The following is a 20102-nucleotide window of genomic DNA, read 5'->3' on the forward strand; positions in this document are numbered from 1 at the left end:
GTTCGTGCCCGTTTCGGAGTTCTTGAGCGCTGACGCGTTCCGTTCGGCTGCTCGTGGGAGCCTTTCCCACCTGTGCGAGACTTCCCGCCACTTGGGAAGGGGTGGGGCGATGGGTACCGGAGGGAAGCCGACGAAGCCGGCGATACGCGGGCTCGGCCCCCGGCGCGCGGCCATCGCGTGGGCGCTCGTCGTGGTGCTGGCCGTGCTGAGCGCCTACGGACCGGCGCTGCTGGACCTCGGCCTGGGCATCGCCGTCGGCCTCATCGTGCTGGTCACGCTCTACGCCTGGGCAGTGCGGCGGATCATCTTCGGCGGCAGGCCCATCTCCCGCCACAACAGGGCGGGTTACTGGATCGGCGGCGCTCTCCTCGTCGTCGGCGGAGCGCACGCGCCGGATGTCCTCCTGGCCCTCGCGGGCGATCAGGGCACGGCCACCATCGCCTACGCGTCCACGGAGACCGGGTCGCACGGCACGCGGTACAAGCAGTGCTGGGTGGAGCTGCCGGACGGCGACGTCGAGCGGCTCTCCAGGACCGGACCGTGCCCCGCGCCCGACGGCACGGAGCACACGGTCGTCTACTCACCGAGCGGCCTGGTCGGCCCGATCCTCACGTCCCGCGGTGGGCTGATGTGGTGGTGGGCGGCAGGCTTCGGCCTCGCGGGCATCGCCGCGCTGACCACCACCGCGGTACGCACGGTTCGCGGACCCGACCTCCCCTACCGGCCCACCGCCAAGGGACGTTGACGACGGGGCGTGAGCAGCCCTCTTGGCCCCGGGGAATCGGGCTCCGCCTCAGGGGGCGATCGGCAGCCGACGCTTGTGGTCGGTGAGACGGTAGCGGTTGACGATCGTCTCGAAGGCCCGCGCGTCCACCGGCTTGCCCTCCAGGAAGTCGTCGATGTCGTCGTAGGTGACGCCCAGCGCGTCCTCGTCCGCCTTGCCCGGGTCGAGGGTCTCCAGGTCGGCGGTCGGGGTCTTCCACACCAGCTCGGAGGGCGCGCCGAGCGCGTCCGCGACGGCGCGCACCCGGCGCTTGGTCAGTCCGGTCAGCGGTACGAGATCGGCCGCGCCATCACCGAACTTGGTGAAGAAGCCCGACACCGCCTCGGCGGCGTGGTCGGTGCCGACGACGAGGCCCTGGTGCGCGCCGGCCACCGCGTACTGGGCGATCATGCGCTGGCGGGCCTTGATGTTGCCGTGCACGAAGTCCTGGTGGGCCGCGTCCCGGAAGCGCACATCGGCGTCGATGGCGGCCTGGAGCGCGGCGTCGCTGGCCGGCTTGATGTCGACGGTCAGCACGTGGTCGGCCCGGATGAAGGAGAGGGCGAGCTGGGCGTCGTGCTCGTCGGCCTGGACACCGTAGGGCAGCCGCATCGCGTAGAAGCGGGCCTCGTGGCCGGCGGTCCTGGCCCGCTCGACGGCGAGCTGGCACAGCCGGCCCGCCGTGGTGGAGTCGACACCGCCGCTGATGCCGAGGACCAGGGAGCGCAGACCGGTGGAGGTCAGGCGCTCGGCGAGGAAGGCCACCCGGCGCTCGATCTCCCGCTCGGCCTCGAAGGCCTCCGCGACCTCCAGCTCCCGGGCGATCTCCTGCTGTAGGGCGATGGACGCCGGCTCGCTCACGTCTGCTCCTTGTTCCGCTTCACGGTTCCGCTGCACGATGGGTGGTCGCCGCCCAGCGTAACGAAGCCGGACCCGTGCGCCCCCTCCGGTCGCCCCACACCATCACCTGCACCAATGTGTGGCCGGGGCCGGGTTCATCCCTCGGCGTTGATCTTCTGTCGCTCCCGCAGGACGGCCGCGATCCGACGGCACCAGTCCCGGTGCTCCCGCTCGAAGGCGAGACCGCGCAGACAGGTCAGGTACGGGCCGATCCGCTCGCCGCGCAGCAGGAACTCGTCCTCGTCGGCCTCGCCCCTCAACTGGCACAGGAGCGCGCCCAGTAGCTCGATCTTGGCGTCGGCGGCGGTCGCCCGCTCTTCCAGCTGCCCGATCACCGGGCCGGTGCCGACGCGGTCGGCCGCCTGCACCTTGACGAGCAGATCGTCGCGGATGAACGAGGGCTTCGCCGCGGCGGCCGCGAACGCCTCCAGTTCGGCGCGCCCGGCGTCCGTGACGTGGAAGAGGCGCTTGTTGGGCCGGGTCTCCTGGACCACCTGGCGCCCGGCGACCAGACCGTCCTTCTCCAGCCTGGCGAGCTCGGCGTACAGCTGCTGGGGCAGGGCGTGCCAGAAGTTCGCGACGCCGATGTCGAAGGCCTTGGCCAGTTGGTATCCGCTGTACTCGCCGTCCAGCAGCGCCGCGAGCACCGCATGTCGCAGAGCCACCGGAGCCCCCTTCCCTTTTCCTGTTCCGTCCTTGCATAGTACTCATGAAACTGACTAGTCATATTCTTGAGTATGAGCATGCACGTGGAGGACTCATGGAAACTGCCGAACGCTTCCGCGCCGCCGTGGAGAAGCGCGATCTCGCCGCGATGGAGGACCTGTTCACCGAGGACGTCCGGCTCTACAGCCCGGTGAAGTTCGTACCGTTCGAGGGCAGAGCGATGGTGCTCGGGCTCTTCGGGGTCCTGGTGCGCACCTTCGAGGACCTGCGGTACGTCGGCCGCTTCGAGGGCACGGCCGAGACCGGCGCCGACGGAGAGCAGGCGCCGTCGGTGATCCTGCCGTTCCGCGCGACGGTGGGCGGCAAGCAGATCCACGGCATCGATCTGCTCCAGTTCGACGAGGACGGGCTGATCAAGGAGTTCACCGTGATGGTCCGCCCGCAGTCCGCCGTGCACGCCCTGGGCCAGGCGGTCCTGGCCGGCCTCGTGGAGGACGGCCTCGCACCGGCGCCCGCCGACCGCTAGCGCCCGTGCGTCACCGGCCCGGCTCGCTTCCGGCATCTCAGGAGCACACCGCGGCCGCCTACTCGACCAGCGTCTGGGTCCCCACCACCGCCAACAGCTCCAGGCGTTCGGCGTCCCGGGTGCCGGGCTCGGCCGTGTAGACCATGATCCGCAGATCGCTTCCGGCGACGTTCAGGACATCGCAGTCCAGGGTCACCGGGCCCACCACGGGATGGTCGATGACCTTGCGGGACGCCTCGTGGTGGCCCACGGCTCCCGCGTCCCACAGCTCGGCGAACCGTGCACTGGCCGCGCGCAGCTCGGCGACCAGCTCGCGCACCCGCCGGTCTGCGGGGTAGCGGCGAGCCGCGTCGCGCAGGTCGGAGACCACCGCGGTCTCCAGGGCGAGCCGGGACTGCGAGGTGTGGCGGACCCGGTCGTCCGGCGCCCCGGCGAAGGCCCGCCACACGCCATTGCGCGCGCGGCCCCGGCGCTCCCCCAGCAACGCCGTGTGCAGCGGGTTGGCCAGCAGCAGGGTCCACGAGGCGTCGAAGACCGCGACGGGCGTGCCGCTCAGCCGGTCCAGCATGCGGTGCACGCTGGGCGTGATGTGGGCGGGCACCGTGCCCCGACCCGGCGGCGCGAGTCCGGCGGCGTGGAAGAACCGCTCCCGTTCCGCACGCGACAGGCGCAGCGCCCGCGCGAGCGCCTCGACGACCTGGTCCGAGGGGTTGGTGGCGCGGCCCTGTTCGAGGCGGGTCACATAGTCGACCGAGATGCCGGCGAGCAGCGCGAGCTCCTCGCGGCGCAGCCCGGCGGCCCGCCGGTGGCCGCCCGTGGGCAGGCCCGCCGCCTCCGGGGAGACCCGGTCGCGCCGGTGCCGCACCATCCGACCGAACTCCGTGTTCGCCATGGTCACCACTGTGCACCGCCGCGCTCCGGCACGTCCTGGTACTGGCAGTCCCAGGAACGTCGGACGGCTGTCTGCCGGCGCCGGTGCGCCGCAGCATGGAGCCATGACCACCACACTGATCACCGGAGCGAACAAGGGCCTGGGCTTCGAGACGGCCCGCCGTCTCGTGGCCGCGGGCCACACCGTCTACGTCGGCAGCCGCGACGAGGAGCGCGGCCGTCTCGCCGCGGAGCGCCTCGGCGCGCGGACCGTCCGCATCGACGTCACCGACGAGGAGTCCGTGCGTGCCGCGGCGGCGACGATCGAGGCCGGCGGCGGTCTGGACGTACTCATCAACAACGCGGGCATCGAGGCCCGGGGCGCGGGCAACAGCGTGCCCGGCGCCGCCGAGGTGACCGCCGACCAGATGCGGCACGTCTTCGAGACGAACGTCTTCGGCACGGTCCGCGTCACCCACGCGTTCCTCCCGCTGCTCGAACGCTCGGCGGCGCCCGTCATCGTCAACGTCAGCAGCGGCCTGGCGTCGCTGGCCCTCGTCGGCGACGAGACGTCACCCGCGTACGGCTACCCGGGGGTGGCCTACCCGGCGTCGAAGACCGCGGTCAACATGGTCACCGTCCAGTACGCGAAGGCGTTCCCGGCCATGCGGATCAACGCGGTCGAACCCGGTTTCACCCAGACCGATCTGAACGGCAACACCGGCCTCCAGACGGTCGAACAGGGCGCCGACATCGTCGTCCGCATGGCCTCGGTGGGACCCGACGGCCCCAGCGGCGGCTACTTCGACGCCCACGGCCGGCTGCCCTGGTAGCGGCTCGGCTGCTGCCCCGGTGGCGGGCCGGTGGCTGTCCTGGTAGCGGGCCGCCCCGGTTCGTCGGGTTGCCACGGCCAAGATGCCGGAGGGCATGAGCTGTACGAGGGTGGATCTGCGGTCAGGCCGCTGACTGTCCGGATCGAGGAGCTCGTGAACGATGGAAGCAAGGAACGGCCGAAGTGCACACGGCCCCGGGCCCGCCGCCCGGGGCGCTCGCCGCGCGGTGACGGAGTCGCGGGTGACCCTGCGGGTCAACGACGCCGACCACCGGGTCGAGCTGGAACACAGCGCCACGCTGCTTGAGGCGCTCCGGGAGGCCCTGGGCCTGACCGCCTCGCAGAAGGGCTGCGACGACGGCCTCTGCGGCACCTGCACGGTGCTGCTCGAAGGCCGCCGGGTCAACAGCTGTCTGCTGCTCGCCGTGGCGCAGGAGGGCCGCGAGATCATCACCGTCGAGGGTCTCGTGGCGGCGGACGCGGACGACGACCGGCATCCACTGCGCCGGGCCGCCGAGGACCGGGACGTGCTCCGGTGCGCGTACTGCGCGCCGGACCAGCACCGGCCCGCCACGGAGGCACGCGCGGCCGGCGACTCACCGGGAGCCTCGGTCGTCACCGAGATCGACCTACCGACGGACGCACCCGTACGGCTGACCGCCGACGAGGTACGGGACCGGCTGAGCGGGCATCTGTGCCGCTGCGGGGCCTATCCGAACCGGGCCGGCACCGGACAGGACGTGGTCGTGTGAAGCCCATCTCCTATGTGAATCCCCGGACCCTGAAGGAGGCGGCCGCCGCCCACGGCGGCCGTCCCGAGTCCCGCTACCTGGGCGGCGGCACCAACCTCATCGACCTGATGAAGCTCGGCGTCGAGCGCCCCGACGTCCTGGTCGACCTCACCCGTCTCTCCCTCGACGCGATCGAGGAACAGCCGGACGGCTCGCTGCGGGTGGGCGCGACGGCACGCAACAGCGACCTCGCCACCCATCCGGCGGTCCGGGACCGCTATCCCGTCCTGGCGCAGGCCCTGCTCAGTGGCTCCTCGGGCCAGCTGCGCAACATGGCGACCACCGCGGGCAACCTCTTGCAGCGCACCCGGTGCGGCTACTTCCAGGACCTGTCGAGGCCCTGCAACAAGCGGGTGCCGGGGAGCGGGTGCGGGGCGATCGAGGGGGTGAACCGCGAACACGCGATCCTCGGTCACTCCTCGCACTGCGTGGCGACGCACCCGTCCGACCTGGCGGTGGCGCTGGCCGCGCTCGACGCGGTGGTCGAGCTGGTGGGCCCCGGCGGGGTACGCAGCGTCCCGCTGACCGAGTTCTACCGGCTGCCGCAGGACCGGCCCGACCTGGAGACCGTGATGCGGCCCGGCGAACTCGTCACCGCGGTGCTGCTTCCGGCCGCACCGGCAGGCACCGTCTCCCGCTACCGCAAGGCCCGGGACCGGGCCGGCTACACCTTCGCCCTGGCCTCCGTCGCCGCCGTGGTGCGCCTGGAGCGGGGCGCGGTACGCCAGGTGGCCGTCGCGTTCGGGGGCCTCGCGCACCGGCCGTGGCGAGCGCGGCGGACCGAGGCCGCGCTGCTCGGCACGTCGCCGACGGCCGAGGCCGTCGAGCGGGCGGTCGAGGCGGAGCTGGCCGACGCGGTCCCGCTGCGGCACAACGCGTACAAGGTGGAACTCGCCCGGGGCCTGGCCCACGAGGTCCTGACCGCCCTGACGGCCCGCCCCGGCACCACCTGACCGCGCGGCGCGCCGGCTTGGCGACGAGGAGTGGCTGACCGGCGACGGTCAACCGCCCGCCGCGCCGAGTACGCGGTCGCACTCGGCCCGTGCCGCGGAGGAGAGCTGCGGCCGCCACCGGGTGAACAGCGCAGGCAGGCCGGGACCGTGCCGGGCACGGAAGTCCGGGCTCACCGTCGCGCGGTCCAGCTCGTTGGCGGCGGTGAGTTCGGCGGTGAGTTCGGCGAAGTCCCGACGGGCCGGGAGGCCGGGACGCAGCTGTGTGCCGTTGAACCGGTCGATGAACACGCCCTGGACGTCGGCCAGTCGAGGATAGGAGACGGCCCGCTCGCAGGCATGCACGTCCCGGAACCTGCCTGCCCCGCGCCCCGCGAAATCCCGTGCGTACCTCGGCGCTCGGACCGCCCGCTCCGCGGCGTCTCCTGTCTCACCGCGTGTAGGACAGGCGAAGCGGGGCACGGGAGCAGCACAACGTGAACGTCTCGACCGAAGGGCCCCACCCATGCTGATGGCGCATCCGGTAGTGCTCCGTGACCTGCTCGACGAGTACGAGGTCCTGGTCTCCCTCAACGCCGCCGACGGCGACGAGGTGACACGGCAGCGCCTGGACGACGTGACGTACACCCTCTGCGTCTCGACCGGCACCAGGGACATCGATGCCGCCGTCATCGCCGCACGCCACCGGCTGCCCGGGGCCCGCACCTTCGACGACTCGGTGCTCACGGCCTGAGCACCCGGCCGTCTCCCGGGGCAACGGCCGGCTCCCGTAGGGTGCCCGAAGTACCCGCGGGGGTACGGCCGGGAGGGGTGGTGCGGGTGGTGCTGACGGACTTCGACGCGAGTGAGCGGCGCGTCTGGGCGGGCCGGGCCGAGGCGTACGCGGTGAGCTTCGGCAAGCTGTGCGCCCACCCCGTCCCGCAACTGCTCGACGCGGCCCGCGTCCGCGACGGCGTACGCGTACTGGACGTCGGCACCGGAACGGGCACGGTCGCGGCGGCGGCCTGCGCGCGGGGCGCCCGGGTGACCGGCGTGGACGCCGAGATCAGCATGGTGGACCTGGCCGCCCGGAGCGTCCCCTCGGCCGAGATGCATCTGGCCGAACTGCCCCGACTCCCCTTCTCCGAGGGGCTGTTCGATGCCGTGACCGCGAACTTCGTCCTCAATCACGTGGGCCGTCCCAGGGCCGCGCTCGCCGAGCTGCGACGCGTGGTCCGACCGGGCGGCTGGATCGCGGTGACCGTCTGGGCCGTCCCCGCCGCGCCCGGACAGACCCTGCTCGGCCGGGCGGTCCAGGCGGCGGGCGCCTCCCGCCCGCCGCACCTGCCGGCCCTGGCTGCCGAGGACGACTTCGCCAGGACCGGGGCGGGCCTCACGGATCTCCTCGCCTCGGCCGGCCTGAAGGACGCCACCTGCGAGCCGCTCCTCTGGAACCACACCGTGGGTGCCGACGAGTGGTGGCGCGGGGCTGCCGACAGCGTCGGCACCATCGGCCAGACCGTCCTGAGCCAGCCGGAGCACGTCCGCACGGAGATCGAGCGCCATTTCCACCGGCTGAGCAGCGAATTCACCACCCCCGAGGGCCGGTTGGCGCTCCCCCACTCCGCTCTGCTGGCCCGCGGCCGCCGCTGACGCCCGCGGCACCGGAGCGCGCGCCACGCGACAGCCCACGCGACAGCCCACGCGGGAGCCGCGCGAGGCCCGGTCTCGGCCGGTACAGCGCCGGCTCGACGACGCCTCAACTCCGGGTCGGACCCGGGGAACCGATCTCCACCACGCGGGCCCACGCGGGAGGCCGGTCCGGCACGTACTCGGGGTCGTGCTCGGCCCAGGAGTTGCGGGCGCCGTGGCGGGAGAAGAGGCCCACCACCGTCCGGCACGGCGGCCGGGTGGCCGGCCAGGGTGTCTGGCCGTCGGTCATGACCACGATGACATCGGGACCGGGCTTCGCCGCCAAGGCCCGGGCGAAGCCGGCCCGCAGATCCGTGCCCCCGCCACCGATCAGCGGAATCCCCTCGGCGCCGCACAGCGAGTGCACGAAGGGGGCCGCGGCGTCGCAGGGCAGCACCCGGACCAGATCACGCCGGCCGCCCACGGCACGCGCGATCGCGGCAACCTCCAGGACCGCACTGCCCAGTTCGGCATCACTGACGGATGCCGAAGTGTCGATGATCACGCATACCCGGGGCGGCATCCGCCGAAGGCTCGGCAGTACGGCACGGGGCACCCCGGCCGAACGACGCGACGGCCGGCCGTAGGTGTAGTCCTCCCCCGCGCCGGACCCGGCGGCCGCCGAGCGCACCGCCGCTCCGAGCAACTCCCGCCACGCCTGCGGCGGATGGAACGCCTTCTCCGCCCATCGCCGCCATCCCTCGGGCACCGAGCCGGGGCGCCCGCGGATGCCCTCGGCCACTCGGAACCGGACCGCGTCCCGTTCCTGCTCAGTGAGCCCGTGCGAACCACCGGGCCCCAACTCCCATGCCCGCTCCAGGCCGTCGGCCCCGCTGCCGCAGTCGAGCCAGGTGGTCGACCAACCGGACGGCCCGACGGCGAACTTGAGCAGATACTCCTCCATGAGTTCACCGACGGGCAGCCCCACCGAACCCGGCCCCACGGCCCCCTCGGGCCGGACGAGGCCGTCACCGTACACGTCGTCGTTGATCTCGCAGTCCGCGGCGATGTTCATCCGCAGGCGTTCGCCCCGGCCCGTGAGCCGGTGCTCGCGCGCGAACCGGTCACTGCGCCCGTGGTGGTCCCGCAACAGGTGCGACACCTCGTGCACCCACACACCGGCGAGCTCCTCCACCGGCGTGCGGGCCACGAACACCGGCGACACATAGCACCGCCAGTGCCGGTCGACCGCCATGGTGGGGACCTGCCGCGTCTCGACGGGGTGCAGCGCGAAGAGGGCCGACGCCAGGTAGGGCCGGACCCGGGCGGCGTGCAGCCGGGCGGCGAACAGCTTCTCGAAGTCCAGAGCGCCGCCGGGGGCCGTCTTCTCGGCGCCAACCAGCTTGTGCGGCACGGCATCTGATGGCTTGTCAACTCGCTCGATCGGTCTCATCGGCCGACCTTCGTCCTCACTCCCGTGCGGGCCGCCGCCCGGTCGGCGCGGCCGGACAGCGACACCGCGCCGGCGAGCCGCTCGATCGACTCGGGGACGTCCCAGCCCTCGCGGCGCAGCGAGGCGAGGGTGGTCGCCGGAACGACCACCAGGTCCGGCGCACCGGTCTCGACCGCCTTCGCCAGCAGGGCCCAGGCGGCGTCCCAGCGGAGCTTGTCGGGGCGTTGGCGTACGGCGGCCACCACGCCGTCGAGCACCGCCTGGCGCAGGTCACCCCGTTCGGGGAGCTCGGCACCTTCGGGGTCGGCGAGCAGCGCTTCGGGGTCCGGAAGGTCCATCCGGTCCAGACTCGCGAGGAGTTCGAGGCCGGGCCCGTCCCCCACGGTTCCCCTGAGCAGCATCGAGAGTACGTCGCGTGAGACACCGGCCGCCGTCGCGAAGGCGATCAGGCGCAGGGTCATCTCCCAGCTCCGCGGCGAGGGCCACGGCCCGCCCCGGCGCGCTTCGCTGCCGGGGAGCTGGTGGACGAGCTTGGGGCGGGCGGCGAGCAGGCCGCACACGGCACGGCGTGCGAAGGCCACGGCTTCCGGCAGCTTTCCGGGAGTGAGACGGGGCAGCGCGGCACGCGGCCAGGTGCCACCCAGGCCCCGCACCACGACCTCGTGGTCGTGCGTCCACTGCAGGTGCACGAACCGGTTGGCCAAGGGCGGACTCAACTCCCAGCCGTCGGCCGCGGAGGACGGCGGATTGGCGGCCGCCACGATCCTTACTCCGGGCGGGAGTTGGAGCGCGCCGATGCGGCGCTCCAGGACGAGACGGAGCAGCGCGGCCTGCACGGCGGGCGGCGCGGTGGACAGTTCGTCGAGGAACAGCAGACCCCGGCCGGCCCTGACCAGGCGCACGGCCCAGTCCGGCGGGGCCATGGGGATGCCCTGCTCGGCGGGGTCGTCACCGACGACGGGCAGGCCGGAGAAGTCGGACGGCTCGTGCACGCTGGCGATCACTGTGGTCAGCGGAAGGTCCAGGGCGGCGGCCAGTTGGGTCAGCGCCGCGGTCTTCCCGATACCCGGTTCGCCCCACAGCAGTACGGGCAGGTCGGCGGCGACGGCCAGGGTGAGCGCTTCGAGCTGGGCATCGGGACGCGGTTCGGTGGTGGTGTCGCTCAGGAGGGTCAACAGGTCCCTCGCGACGTCGAGTTGGTCCTCAGGGACGGCGAGCGGGGTGTGCATGGACATATGTGGTCATCACCTATGGGTTCGTCTGGGTGTGTGGTGCATACGGGCGCGTCGTCCGACTCGGCGCGGGCTCCGGTACTTCCGGAGGCAGGGCGTGTGCCCCGGGCGGTCAGCGGCCTTGTGTGGAGCGGGGACGTGAGCGCAGGTCTCGGGGGCGGGGGCTGCGCGGGGGCAGGCGATCGGGACCCGGGCCCATCAGGCCCGCACGGTAGAGCCCGTACGCCACCCGGCGACGCGCGGCGGCCTCCAACTCGTCCCGCAGCGGCCCGTCGCGCAACGCCGCGTCGGGGCCCAGGAGTTGCTCGACGACTGCCAGCGCGCCGGAGATGTCGCCGTGGTCCAGGCGCTCACGGACCCCCACCAGGCAGCCCGGACGGCGGTGTGCCTCGTCGATGGCCCGCAGGCAGGGCAGCGGAGTGCCGTTCAGGGCGAACAGAAGCTCCTCGCGCCGGATCTCCGCCGGGTCGTGGTCCAGCGGAACCAGCACCCCGTCGACCAGCCCGACCCGGTGCCGCTCCCCCCGGCACTCCACCACGCGCGGCCCACCCGCACGGCCCCGGCGTTCCGCGGCCCGGGCGGGGCGGGACCCGGGATCCGGCACGAGTGCCGACGCGACGAGCGGGTGGAGGCTGCCGGCCTCGATCGCACCGGCGCGGATGAGGTCGAGGTCGGGTAGTACCCAGGTCGCCGCGTCGGGCAGGACCAACGGCGCCGGGCCACCGCTGTCCGGTGGCCCCGCGGCGAGCCGCAGGGTCGGCGGGCGGAGCCCGTACGGGTCCACGACCAGCTCCAGGTCCAGCCGGTGCCCAGCGGCCAACCGTACGGATACGGGACCCGCGGACCGCCCCCGGGAGCCGAGGAGCAGGCGGGCCTCGTCAGCCCAGCGGCCGGTGGCACAGCGCGCTCCCGGCGGCACCGCCGTCCGCACTTCGGGGTCGGTCACGGGGCTGCCGTCGGCGGGGTACGGCTCGGACCCGGCCGGCCCGTCGGTTCCGTCCGCACCGGCCCGTTCGCGCAGCTCTCCGGTCCTGCGGGCGTCCCACAGGTGACGGTGCAGATCCAACCGGTACCGGGGGTGCGGATGCGGGTGTGGGTGGCTCGGTGCCCGGCCGGCCGCGCCGCGCCCGGGGACGCCGAGGAGGTGGTCGCCCCACAGCGTGAGGGAGATGCGCTGACCGCCGTCGGCCCAGGCCGGCGGGGTCCGGACCACGAGGTGGACCGGACCGGGATCCGCGCGCCCCGTACCGCCGTAGCGGGCCAGCGCGATGGTCAGGCCGGGGCGCAGCAAGCCGTCGGGGGCGATCCTCGGCATGTGCCAGCGCAGCAGGTCCGGCACCAACTGCCGTAGATCCGCACGGACTTGGGCGGCGAGGACGCGGCCGTGGGTGCGTGCCAGGGAACGCAGGTCGAGATCGACGTCGAAACCGGCGGCGGCACATGCCCCGGCCCAGTCCCCGACGGAACGGCGGGAGCCGGCGGTCTCGATCATGGAGGGCGGCACGGCGAACTCGCGCACGCGCGGCCAGAACGAAAGACGGGAATCCCCGTACGCGGTAGGGAGCATCAGCACTCACCTTGCGCGGACGGGTCCCCCAATCCGAGAGCGGGAGGAGTAGTCATCGCGGGGAGCTTAGTCCCGTGATCGCGGACTGTCAGGTGGGTTTCCTCCACACGTCCACATCTGCGGCTGTGCGGCGCCCCCGTGTGCCCCGGGGTCCGCCCCTGCCCCGGGCCCGTCGCGGCAGCTTGATCGACTGGTGACGTCCGGTACCCGGGCATAGGGTCGAACAGTGGACGTCACCGTCCACCGTCCCTCGTGCGAGGGCAGGTCCATCATGACGAGTCCGCAGCCGGCACCCACGACCGCGGCCGCGGCCCCCGGCGGCGGAGGCGGCGGCAAGGGGATAGCGCTGCTCGTCATCGCCGCCTGCCAGTTGATGGTGGTCCTCGACATCACCATCGTGAACATCGCCCTCCCGCACATCCAGAGTGCGTTGCACTTCTCCACGACGGGCCTCGCCTGGGTGGTCAGTGCCTACACCCTCACCTTCGGCGGACTGCTGCTGCTCGGTGGGCGGGCCGGGGACATCCTGGGCCGGCGCCGGGTGTTCATGTGCGGCGTGCTGCTGTTCGCGATCGCCTCCCTGCTCGGTGGACTGTCCCAGAGTTCGGGGCAGTTGCTCGCGGCGCGCGCGGTCCAGGGGATCGGCGGCGCGATCGCCTCACCGACCGCTCTGGCGCTGATCACCACCACGTTCACCGAGGGCCTTGAGCGCAACCGGGCGTTCGGCGTCTTCGCCGCGGTGTCCGCGGGTGGCGGCGCGATCGGTCTGCTCGCGGGCGGCATGCTCGTCGAATGGCTCGACTGGCGCTGGGTCCTCTTCGTGAACGTGCCGATCGCCGTGCTGATCCTGCTGGCCACCCCGCGCCACATCAAGGAGTCGGAACGGCATTCCGGCCACTTCGACATCGCCGGGGCGCTGGCCTCCACCGGGGGCATGGTCGCGCTGGTCTACGGCTTCATCCGGGCCGCCCAGCAAGGCTGGCGCGACCCGGTCACGCTGGGTTCGTTCGCCGTCGCCGTGGTGCTCCTGTGCACGTTCGTACTGGTGGAGCGGCGTTCGCAACAGCCGATCACGCCACTGCACATGTTCGCCGACCGCAATCGCGCGGGCACGTACGGCATCATGCTGAGCCTGGCCGCCGCGATCTTCGGCATGTTCTTCTTCCTCACCCTGTTCGTGCAGAACGTGCTGGGCTTCACCCCGCTGCGGGCCGGACTGGCCTTCCTTCCGGTCAGCGCGATCATCGCGGTCGGCGCGGGCCTCGCCTCCCAGCTCCTCCCGAAGTACGGCCCCAAACCGTTCATGGTGGCGGGCGCGCTGCTGGCCGCGGGAGGCCTGTCCTGGCTCACCCGGACGGACGTCCACTCCACCTATCTGGGCAGCATCCTGGGCCCGATCCTCGTGTTCGGCCTCGGCATGGGCCTGAACTTCGTCTCGCTGACGCTGATGGCCGTCTCCGGTGTCCCCCCGCACGAGGCGGGCGCCGCCTCGGGGATGCTCAACGCGACCCAGCAGGTGGGCGGTTCACTGGGTCTTTCCATCCTGGTCACCGTGTTCGGCACGGCCAGCCGCAACGAGGCGACCGATCAGGTGCCCAAGTTCCTGAGCCAGGCCGATCCGGCGCAGCGCCTGCTGTTCCGGCGCACGGGCCAGCTGCCCCGGCCGTGGAGTGATCAGGTGCTGGCCTCCGGGGTCTCCACGGCCTTCGTGGTCGCCGCGATCTTCGCGGTGGTGGCCGCGCTCATCGCCCTGTTCGCCATCCAGGTGCGCCCCGCCGACCTCGTACGTCTCCAGGGCGCACGGCCCACCGCCCCCTGAACACCGGCGGGCACACCGTCGGCGGCGCCGTCGGACGCGGTCGGCCTTCCAGAGCGAACGGATCGAGTCGTACGCTGAGAGTGACCACCGCTCCGGAAGCGGAACGGGAACCACCGTTGATCCACTGCCGTCTCTCAGCCCGTGATCGCCGCGAGCCGCGGCGGCGCCAGGATCCCGGGCCTGCGGCTCTCCGGGACGGAGGTGCTGCCCGTGCGGCGTCCGACCAGCGGGATCCCACCATGGTCCGGAGTGCCCGAAGACGCTTGGCGCACCATGTCCGCAGCGGCTCTGGCCCAGGCACCCGACCGACGGCGGACCGAAGCGTGGCTGCTGGCCTTCGTGGTGGTGATCACGCTGGGCGGCCGAGCGGTGACCGGCCTGACGATGAAGGGCCAACTGCCCGCGGGATTCGGCACGTTCGCGGGCGCCGTCACGCTGCTCGCGGTCGTCCCGCACCTGGTGGTGCGACGCTGGGCGGCACGCGCCGATCCACTGCTGCTGCCGCTCGCCCTGCTGCTCACCGGCCTCGGCCTGGTGCTGCTGAATCGTCTGGACATCACGTACATCGCCGAACCGCGGCTGCACATGGCCCCGGCCGCCGGCGGGCAGTTGGTGTGGACGGCGATCGGGGCGGCCGCCTGCGCCGGCCTGCTGATCGTGCTGCGCGATCACCGCAGGCTCCAGCGGTACATCTACGTGATGATGGCCGTGGCACTGGTCCTGCTCGCGGCGCCCGCGTTCTTCAGCGCCGACCAGTTCGGCGCCAAGCGCTGGATCATGCTGGGGCCGCTGTCCGTGCAGCCGGGCGAGTTCGTGAAGATCATGATCGCGGTGTTCTTCGCGGGCTACCTCACCGTCAACCGCGACGCGCTGGCCCTGTCGGGCCGCCGCTTGCTCGGCATGCGGCTGCCGCCGGGCCGTCAGCTCGGCCCGATCGTGGCGATCTGGGCGCTCAGCCTCCTGGTGCTGATCTTCGAGCGCGACCTGGGCACCTCGCTGATCTTCTTCGGCCTCTTCGTGATCATGCTCTATCTGGCCACGGAACGGACGAGCTGGGTGGTGTGCGGGCTGCTGATGGCCGTGGTCGGCGCGGGCGTGGTCGGCTCCCTCGAACCGCATGTGCACGGGCGCGTGGAAGCCTGGCTGCACCCCATGGACGCCTTCACCCCGGCGGGCCGAAAGGCGGGCATCTCCAGCCAGTTGGGCCAGTCGCTGTTCAGCTTCGGCAGTGGCGGCATGACCGGGAGCGGGCTCGGCCAAGGGCACCCGGAGCTCGTCGGTTTCGCCGGGAACAGCGACTTCATCCTCACCACCGTCGGCGAGGAGCTGGGCCTGGCCGGGGTGATGGCGGTCCTGCTCCTGTACGGCCTCCTCGCCCAGCGGGGCCTGCACATCGCGATGCTCGCCCGTGACCCGTTCGGCAAGCTGCTCGCCGCCGGCATGGCGGGTGCGCTGGTGCTCCAGGTCTTCGTGGTGACCGGCGGAGTGACCGGTCTGATCCCGCTGACCGGCAAGGCCCTGCCGTTCCTGGCGAAGGGCGGCTCCTCCATGGTGGCCAACTGGCTGATGGTGGGCCTGCTCATCCGCATCAGCGACTCCGCGCGGCGCCGTCACGAACCCGACCCGAGCCGGCTCTGAACGACCCCGGTCCGTCGGCACCACACCGCCCGCGCGCGCCGCGGAACCATGAGGTGAGCATGACGCGTCCACACCTGTGGCCACGGCCTGTGGCCAGGCTCAGCGGTGCTCGCGCTGGTGCTCCTCGTCCTCTTCCTGCTCTGACCCCGGGCCTCCGGGCACAGGCACATCGGCCGAACCCCTTATTGTCGGGCGGGCCACGGACACCCGTGGCCACCGGGCGGGCACAGCCGTCCGGCCGACCCGATCCAGGAGTGTGGGACGACATGACCGGCAATCGAGCCGACGCGACCGTGGCCGAGCGGTTCCTGACCGCGTTCGCCGCCCGCGACTGGGAGGCACTGCGCGCGCTCTTCACGCCCGACCTGGTCTGGACCATGCCCGGCAGTGGCACCATCTCCGGGACGGTGCACGGTGCCGACGCCGCAGTCGACCGGGCCCGGAAGATAGCCGGCCGGGGTCTGGACACCGAACTGCGCCACGTCCTGACCGGCCAGAACGGCGTCGCCCTCGCCCTGCACAACACCGCCGAGGACGCGGACGGCCGCACGCTCGACGAACACCTGGCGACCGTGCTGACCCTTCGCGACGGCCAGGTCTGCGCCATCGACAGCTATGTGTCCGACGTCGACGGCATGAGCGCCTTCTTCAACTAGGCCGAGGGCGGCGGGCGTTCACTGCGGGGCCGGGTGACCGCGGCCCGCCGCTCAACCCGCCAGCGCGTTGAGCAGCATCGGCAGGGAGCGGTGCAACTCCCTCTGCCAGTAGGGCCACGCGTGGGTTCCGGGCCCGTAGAAGTCGGTGCGGACGGGGCTGCCGAGGGCGGCCAGCCGGTCGGCGAGGGCCCGGTTCTGCTGCTCGAAGTAGGCCTCGCCCGAGTCCCTCTCGCCCGCCGGATCGTACGGGCCGGCCTGGCCGTTCCCGCAGGACAGGAAGACGGGGAGCCCGCGCAGCGCGCCCGCCTGGACCGTGGGGTCGTGCTGGGCCCACACGGCGCGTTGCCGTACGGGATCACCCCAGATGGCGTAGGGGTCGACGCCCTGCCGCCGGTCGAGGTTCAGGAACCAGTCGGGGCCGAAGCCTCCGGGCACCTGGAGCAGCGGGTGCACGGTGCCGCTGTACGAGGCGACGGCGCGGAACAGCCCCGGGTGGTGGGCCGCGTACGCCAGCGCGCCGAGGCCGCCCATCGACAGACCGGCCGCGGCACGTCGGCCGCCCGCGCCGTAGCCACGCTCGACGATCTGGCGGACCTCGGTGGTGTGGAAGGTCTCCCAGCGCGGGGCGCCGCCCTTGCCGTAGTTCCACCAGTCGCTGTACCAGCCCGCGGCGCCGGCCTCCGGCATGACCACCAACACCCCGCGCAGCGCAGCGAGTTGGGCCACATCGGTGTACGTCGTCCAGTCGGCGTACCCGCCGCAGCAGCCGTGCAGCAGCCACAGGGACGGCCAGTCGCCCCGCCCCGGCGACCAGCCGTCCGGCGTGAGCAGACGTACGTGGGCGGTGGTGCCCAGGGCCGGGGAGGCGATGGTGAGGTCGATGCGGTGGGGTGCGAGCCGCTGTTCGGTGACGACCCGCGCTCCGTCGTCGGCCCGCACGAGCCGGTCCCGAGCGTGACCCGCACCGGCGCCGAAGACACCGGCCAGCAGGGCGACCAGGACCGCGACGAGGACTGAGCTGACCGGTGCGCGACGCATCCCGACCCCTTTGTGTGACCCCGGGCCCGGTGTGGAACACCGAGCCTCTCGGCGACCGATGGCCCCGCTGGTCTACCAGCCGCGCCCGTCGTCGCGCGAGAGGCGCTCCCCGGCCACCCCCATGTGGGTTCACCACATGGGGGGCTGAACCCATGTGGTGTTCTGCCACTGGCGGGTGCTCTGTTCCGCCACCCGGGTTCAGAGCGACAGCTGGGACACCTCACGGCTCAGCCTCGGTGCCGGGACCGGGCGTTCCGCACGCGGCCTCGCCGGCACGGCGGGGGCGTCGCGGGCGATCGAGGTGATGAGTTCCCTCAGCTGTTCCGCGTAGCGGTGGATGTTCTTGTGCGCGATCGCCGTGTCCGGGTAGCGGATGGCCAGTTGCAGCCCTCCGTGCAGGCGGGTGAACCACGCGCACACCTGGTCCCCGTAAGAGACCCTGAGCAGGGCGGACGCCCGGAGCTCGTCCCACTGCCGGGCCCCGGGGATGTCCCGGGCGTCCACGAACGACACGATCGAGTAGAGGTCGGGCGATGTCGGGCGGAAGTCCGAGCCGAGGAGCCGCAGCACCCGGGCGATCGGAATCTGGGCGAGCGCCTTGTTGGCCCGCAGCGCGCCGTGGACCATCTTCAGGGCATCGTCGAAGCCCCGTGCCTGCGCCACCGGAATCTCGATGGGCGCGCCGCCCACATACCACCCCACCGAGTCCGCCCACCGGGACTTCGCCCTGGTGTGGAGCGGCACGACCGTGCGGTAGACCGGCTCGCCCCCGATGTCGTGGACGATGAGGCTGGTCGCCGCCAGGATGCCGACCTGGCCGCCGCCGAACGGCCGGCAGTACGCCGAGAACGCGGCCGCGTCCACGTCGTCCACGAGCATCTCGTACAGGAGCTTCTGCTCGGGCAGCCTGCCGCCGGCTTCGAGGCCGAGGTCCACCGGGAAGGCCGGCAGCCTGCCGTCGCAGCGCGTGATGAACTCCCGCCAGCGCGCCACGATCGCGTGGGTGTCGTCGACCTGGTCCGCGCTGGCCCGTTCGATCTCGCAGAAGTCGACATAGCTGCCGACCGGCGTCGTCCGCGCGCTGCGCCCTTCGGCCCGTGCCGAATAGAGCTCATGGATCTCGGACGGGATGCGCTGGATCGAATACGCGTCGACGTTGCTGTGGTCGAAGGCCATGTACACGCTGGTGGATTCGGGCCGGACGACCGCCGTGTACAGGAAGTTCGGCCAGCCCAGGGCGTCCGCCTCCACATCGAACCGGTCCTGGAGGTGGTGGCTCAGCTCCTCCGCGTCGGGAAAGTCACCCACGACCTCTCGGCGGAGCGCCACCGCGTCCGGCGCGGCGGTGAAGCGGCGCATCTCGTCGTCGACCCAGCGGAATCCGCTGCGCAACGTCTCGTGCCGCAGGGTCCAGGTCCGTAGGGCCGCCTCCAGGACGTCCAGGTCGACCGGCCCGAGGATGTCGAAGGCGGCACCCAGCCAGGTCGGCACGAACAGTCCGTCCTCGCGCACGGACCGGGCCGTCCTGATGTGTGATTCCTGCACATAGGCGGGGGGCCGGGAGTCGTCTGGCTGGCTGGTCGCGGCCTCGACCATGGCGGGATCCAGACTCCACTCCACCAGCCGTCCGGGACGGACCTCGCAGCCGTGAATGTCGGTGATTCGCACGGGAGTTGTCCATTCACAAGCTGTCGGGGAACACGGGCGAGCGGTGGGCCGGAGGCGCAGGTTCGGCCGCGCGGGAACGCCCGCCGCGGCCGGTCGGCTGGAGCGCCTCGCGGCCGGCGGCCGGGCAGGGCGAACGGCCCGGCCGGGCACGCACGGCCAGGCGGCCGCGGACACGGAGCGTGGCGCGACGGACCGGCACCATGGCGGTGCGGCCCCCGCGCTCCGCGTGGTCCCTCGGCTCCGCCGCCGCGCCGTGCGAACCGGCCGGCTCGCCCATCCGGTGATACCGGAGTGCCGCAACACCCGTCGCCGGGGCTCCCGTTGGGGAATACGTCGGGCGATTCGCGGCCACCGCGCACCGCAGCCCAGGAAATACGGTCATGTGGTGACCAACGCGGGACGGGCACTCCCGGGCACGCAGAACCACCCCATCGAGTCGTTTGCGCCGGCCCCCGCGCCATCGCGCCCCGGAAGGGATCCCCACCTCCGCCCGTCGGGCCCGAGTCGGCAGCCCTGCGTGAACCCGCCATGTCCGCAGGCGATTTGAGGTTGTTTCGCCCGGAAGAGAAAAGGGCGGGGCATGGCGGAAACCAGTCGTACCGAACGTCAGCCCGTCGCGGCGGGCGGGGTGTTCGGCAGGGACAGCGGGGCGGGCGTGGTGGTGGAAGGCTGGGTCGCCGGCTTCGCCTGTGCGACCTCCTCCTTCACCATGGCGGAGATCTCCTTCAGGATGGCCGCGACCTCGGCCTTGGCCTCGGCGACGTCCGCCGCGGCGTCCTTCTTCTCGGCGGCGACCATCTGGTCGATCTCCTTCATCATCGCCGCCAGCTCGGTCTTGACCCCGGCCACATCGTCGTCGGCGGCCCGGCTGCCCGCCGGCTCGCCGCCCGCTCCGGGCACGGACACGGACGGGAGGTGACGGGCGGCGTAGGCAGGTGCCGCGGTACCTGCGGCAAGAGCGCCGCACAGGGCGATGGCGGCGACGGTGGTACAACGGCGCATGATCGCGCTCCTCATCAGATCGACGGCATCCAGATCACTCCACTCTCGATCCACTGTTCGGCACCTTCGGGCGGAGGGCCAGCCGGGCCCTACCGAACGAGTGAGGCCGGTCTGACGCCC

Annotated in this window: 20 protein-coding genes; 10 read left to right on the forward strand and 10 right to left on the reverse strand. The window is 72.6% G+C overall.

Annotation, left to right across the window (positions count from 1 at the left end; translation table 11 throughout):
- The first annotated feature begins 109 nt into the window (after positions 1-109).
- Positions 110-745: a hypothetical protein gene (locus ACFYNP_RS17305; protein ID WP_388786233.1), complete on the forward strand. Its 636-nt coding sequence runs from the start codon at positions 110-112 to the stop codon at positions 743-745.
- Between the two features lie 48 nt (positions 746-793).
- Here the strand turns inward: ACFYNP_RS17305 and nadE are convergent, their stop codons facing one another.
- Both nadE and ACFYNP_RS17315 read right to left on the reverse strand, forming a co-directional pair.
- A complete protein-coding gene (gene nadE, locus ACFYNP_RS17310) occupies positions 794-1624 on the reverse strand; it encodes an ammonia-dependent NAD(+) synthetase (RefSeq protein ID WP_388412577.1) in 831 nt (276 codons plus the stop codon).
- A 134-nt stretch (positions 1625-1758) separates the two neighbouring features.
- On the reverse strand, positions 1759-2328 hold the full coding sequence (locus tag ACFYNP_RS17315; RefSeq protein ID WP_388412579.1) for a PadR family transcriptional regulator: 570 nt from the start codon (positions 2326-2328) through the stop codon (positions 1759-1761).
- 95 nt (positions 2329-2423) lie between these two features.
- Here ACFYNP_RS17315 and ACFYNP_RS17320 point away from each other — a divergent pair, with 95 nt between their 5' ends.
- A complete protein-coding gene (locus tag ACFYNP_RS17320) occupies positions 2424-2855 on the forward strand; it encodes a nuclear transport factor 2 family protein (protein WP_388786235.1) in 432 nt (143 codons plus the stop codon).
- Positions 2856-2913: 58 nt separating this feature from the next.
- Here ACFYNP_RS17320 and ACFYNP_RS17325 read toward each other — a convergent pair whose 3' ends face one another.
- Entirely contained in the window at positions 2914-3747 is an 834-nt protein-coding gene (locus tag ACFYNP_RS17325) for a helix-turn-helix transcriptional regulator (RefSeq protein WP_388786237.1), read from the reverse strand.
- 103 nt (positions 3748-3850) lie between these two features.
- On the opposite strand from ACFYNP_RS17325, the gene ACFYNP_RS17330 reads away from it, so the two are divergent.
- From ACFYNP_RS17330 to ACFYNP_RS17340, 3 genes are all read left to right on the forward strand, one after another.
- Positions 3851-4558, forward strand: a complete 708-nt coding sequence (locus ACFYNP_RS17330) for an SDR family NAD(P)-dependent oxidoreductase (RefSeq protein ID WP_388786239.1) — start codon at positions 3851-3853, stop codon at positions 4556-4558.
- A gap of 241 nt (positions 4559-4799) precedes the next feature.
- Positions 4800-5309, forward strand: coding sequence for a (2Fe-2S)-binding protein (locus tag ACFYNP_RS17335; RefSeq protein WP_388412587.1), 510 nt, complete (start codon positions 4800-4802; stop codon positions 5307-5309).
- Positions 5306-6301, forward strand: a complete 996-nt coding sequence (locus tag ACFYNP_RS17340; RefSeq protein WP_388786241.1) for an FAD binding domain-containing protein — start codon at positions 5306-5308, stop codon at positions 6299-6301. Before ACFYNP_RS17335 ends, ACFYNP_RS17340 begins: the two co-directional genes overlap by 4 nt.
- Before the next feature lie 48 nt (positions 6302-6349).
- Here the strand turns inward: ACFYNP_RS17340 and ACFYNP_RS17345 are convergent, their stop codons facing one another.
- The gene (locus ACFYNP_RS17345) at positions 6350-6643 is read right to left on the reverse strand and encodes a hypothetical protein (protein ID WP_388786242.1); all 294 of its coding nucleotides are present in this window, start codon (positions 6641-6643) and stop codon (positions 6350-6352) included.
- Between the two features lie 160 nt (positions 6644-6803).
- On the opposite strand from ACFYNP_RS17345, the gene ACFYNP_RS17350 reads away from it, so the two are divergent.
- Both ACFYNP_RS17350 and ACFYNP_RS17355 read left to right on the forward strand, forming a co-directional pair.
- The gene (locus tag ACFYNP_RS17350) at positions 6804-7031 is read left to right on the forward strand and encodes a DUF5133 domain-containing protein (RefSeq protein WP_388412593.1); all 228 of its coding nucleotides are present in this window, start codon (positions 6804-6806) and stop codon (positions 7029-7031) included.
- Between the two features lie 92 nt (positions 7032-7123).
- Positions 7124-7930 carry a class I SAM-dependent methyltransferase gene (locus ACFYNP_RS17355; RefSeq protein WP_388786289.1) on the forward strand — a complete coding sequence of 269 codons (807 nt, stop codon included), beginning with the start codon at positions 7124-7126 and terminating at the stop codon, positions 7928-7930.
- A 106-nt stretch (positions 7931-8036) separates the two neighbouring features.
- Here the strand turns inward: ACFYNP_RS17355 and ACFYNP_RS17360 are convergent, their stop codons facing one another.
- The 3 genes from ACFYNP_RS17360 to ACFYNP_RS17370 all read right to left on the reverse strand — a co-directional run bounded on the left by ACFYNP_RS17360 (position 8037) and on the right by ACFYNP_RS17370 (position 12164).
- Positions 8037-9362, reverse strand: coding sequence for a VWA-like domain-containing protein (locus ACFYNP_RS17360; RefSeq protein ID WP_388786244.1), 1326 nt, complete (start codon positions 9360-9362; stop codon positions 8037-8039).
- A complete protein-coding gene (locus tag ACFYNP_RS17365; RefSeq protein ID WP_388786246.1) occupies positions 9359-10597 on the reverse strand; it encodes an AAA family ATPase in 1239 nt (412 codons plus the stop codon). The genes ACFYNP_RS17360 and ACFYNP_RS17365 overlap by 4 nt, the downstream gene beginning before the upstream one ends.
- A gap of 109 nt (positions 10598-10706) precedes the next feature.
- The gene (locus tag ACFYNP_RS17370; RefSeq protein WP_388786290.1) at positions 10707-12164 is read right to left on the reverse strand and encodes a hypothetical protein; all 1458 of its coding nucleotides are present in this window, start codon (positions 12162-12164) and stop codon (positions 10707-10709) included.
- A gap of 268 nt (positions 12165-12432) precedes the next feature.
- On the opposite strand from ACFYNP_RS17370, the gene ACFYNP_RS17375 reads away from it, so the two are divergent.
- The 3 genes from ACFYNP_RS17375 to ACFYNP_RS17385 all read left to right on the forward strand — a co-directional run bounded on the left by ACFYNP_RS17375 (position 12433) and on the right by ACFYNP_RS17385 (position 16274).
- A complete protein-coding gene (locus tag ACFYNP_RS17375) occupies positions 12433-13980 on the forward strand; it encodes an MFS transporter (RefSeq protein ID WP_388786248.1) in 1548 nt (515 codons plus the stop codon).
- Positions 13981-14253: 273 nt separating this feature from the next.
- The gene (locus ACFYNP_RS17380; protein ID WP_388786292.1) at positions 14254-15618 is read left to right on the forward strand and encodes an FtsW/RodA/SpoVE family cell cycle protein; all 1365 of its coding nucleotides are present in this window, start codon (positions 14254-14256) and stop codon (positions 15616-15618) included.
- 266 nt (positions 15619-15884) lie between these two features.
- On the forward strand, positions 15885-16274 hold the full coding sequence (locus ACFYNP_RS17385) for a nuclear transport factor 2 family protein (RefSeq protein ID WP_388786250.1): 390 nt from the start codon (positions 15885-15887) through the stop codon (positions 16272-16274).
- Between the two features lie 51 nt (positions 16275-16325).
- Here the strand turns inward: ACFYNP_RS17385 and ACFYNP_RS17390 are convergent, their stop codons facing one another.
- From ACFYNP_RS17390 to ACFYNP_RS17400, 3 genes are all read right to left on the reverse strand, one after another.
- Positions 16326-17312, reverse strand: a complete 987-nt coding sequence (locus tag ACFYNP_RS17390) for an alpha/beta hydrolase (RefSeq protein ID WP_388412610.1) — start codon at positions 17310-17312, stop codon at positions 16326-16328.
- 198 nt (positions 17313-17510) lie between these two features.
- Positions 17511-18980 (reverse strand): condensation domain-containing protein, encoded by a 1470-nt coding sequence (locus ACFYNP_RS17395; protein WP_388786252.1) that lies wholly within the window; start codon positions 18978-18980, stop codon positions 17511-17513.
- Between the two features lie 606 nt (positions 18981-19586).
- Positions 19587-19982 (reverse strand): hypothetical protein, encoded by a 396-nt coding sequence (locus ACFYNP_RS17400; protein ID WP_388412614.1) that lies wholly within the window; start codon positions 19980-19982, stop codon positions 19587-19589.
- Between the last annotated feature and the right edge of the window lie 120 nt (positions 19983-20102).

Origin of the sequence: Streptomyces sp. NPDC006691 (genome assembly GCF_042869955.1) — a bacterium.
GTDB lineage: Bacteria > Actinomycetota > Actinomycetes > Streptomycetales > Streptomycetaceae > Streptomyces.

Coding starts and splice junctions, on each gene's coding strand:
- ACFYNP_RS17305 (WP_388786233.1), top strand. CDS start 110: ATGGGTACCGGAGGGAAGCCGACGAAGCCGGCGATACGCGGGCTCGGC.
- ACFYNP_RS17320 (WP_388786235.1), top strand. CDS start 2,424: ATGGAAACTGCCGAACGCTTCCGCGCCGCCGTGGAGAAGCGCGATCTC.
- ACFYNP_RS17325 (WP_388786237.1), bottom strand. CDS start 3,747: ATGGCGAACACGGAGTTCGGTCGGATGGTGCGGCACCGGCGCGACCGG.
- ACFYNP_RS17330 (WP_388786239.1), top strand. CDS start 3,851: ATGACCACCACACTGATCACCGGAGCGAACAAGGGCCTGGGCTTCGAG.
- ACFYNP_RS17350 (WP_388412593.1), top strand. CDS start 6,804: ATGCTGATGGCGCATCCGGTAGTGCTCCGTGACCTGCTCGACGAGTAC.
- ACFYNP_RS17360 (WP_388786244.1), bottom strand. CDS start 9,362: ATGAGACCGATCGAGCGAGTTGACAAGCCATCAGATGCCGTGCCGCAC.
- ACFYNP_RS17365 (WP_388786246.1), bottom strand. CDS start 10,597: ATGTCCATGCACACCCCGCTCGCCGTCCCTGAGGACCAACTCGACGTC.
- ACFYNP_RS17375 (WP_388786248.1), top strand. CDS start 12,433: ATGACGAGTCCGCAGCCGGCACCCACGACCGCGGCCGCGGCCCCCGGC.
- ACFYNP_RS17380 (WP_388786292.1), top strand. CDS start 14,254: ATGTCCGCAGCGGCTCTGGCCCAGGCACCCGACCGACGGCGGACCGAA.
- ACFYNP_RS17385 (WP_388786250.1), top strand. CDS start 15,885: ATGACCGGCAATCGAGCCGACGCGACCGTGGCCGAGCGGTTCCTGACC.
- ACFYNP_RS17390 (WP_388412610.1), bottom strand. CDS start 17,312: ATGCGTCGCGCACCGGTCAGCTCAGTCCTCGTCGCGGTCCTGGTCGCC.
- ACFYNP_RS17400 (WP_388412614.1), bottom strand. CDS start 19,982: ATGCGCCGTTGTACCACCGTCGCCGCCATCGCCCTGTGCGGCGCTCTT.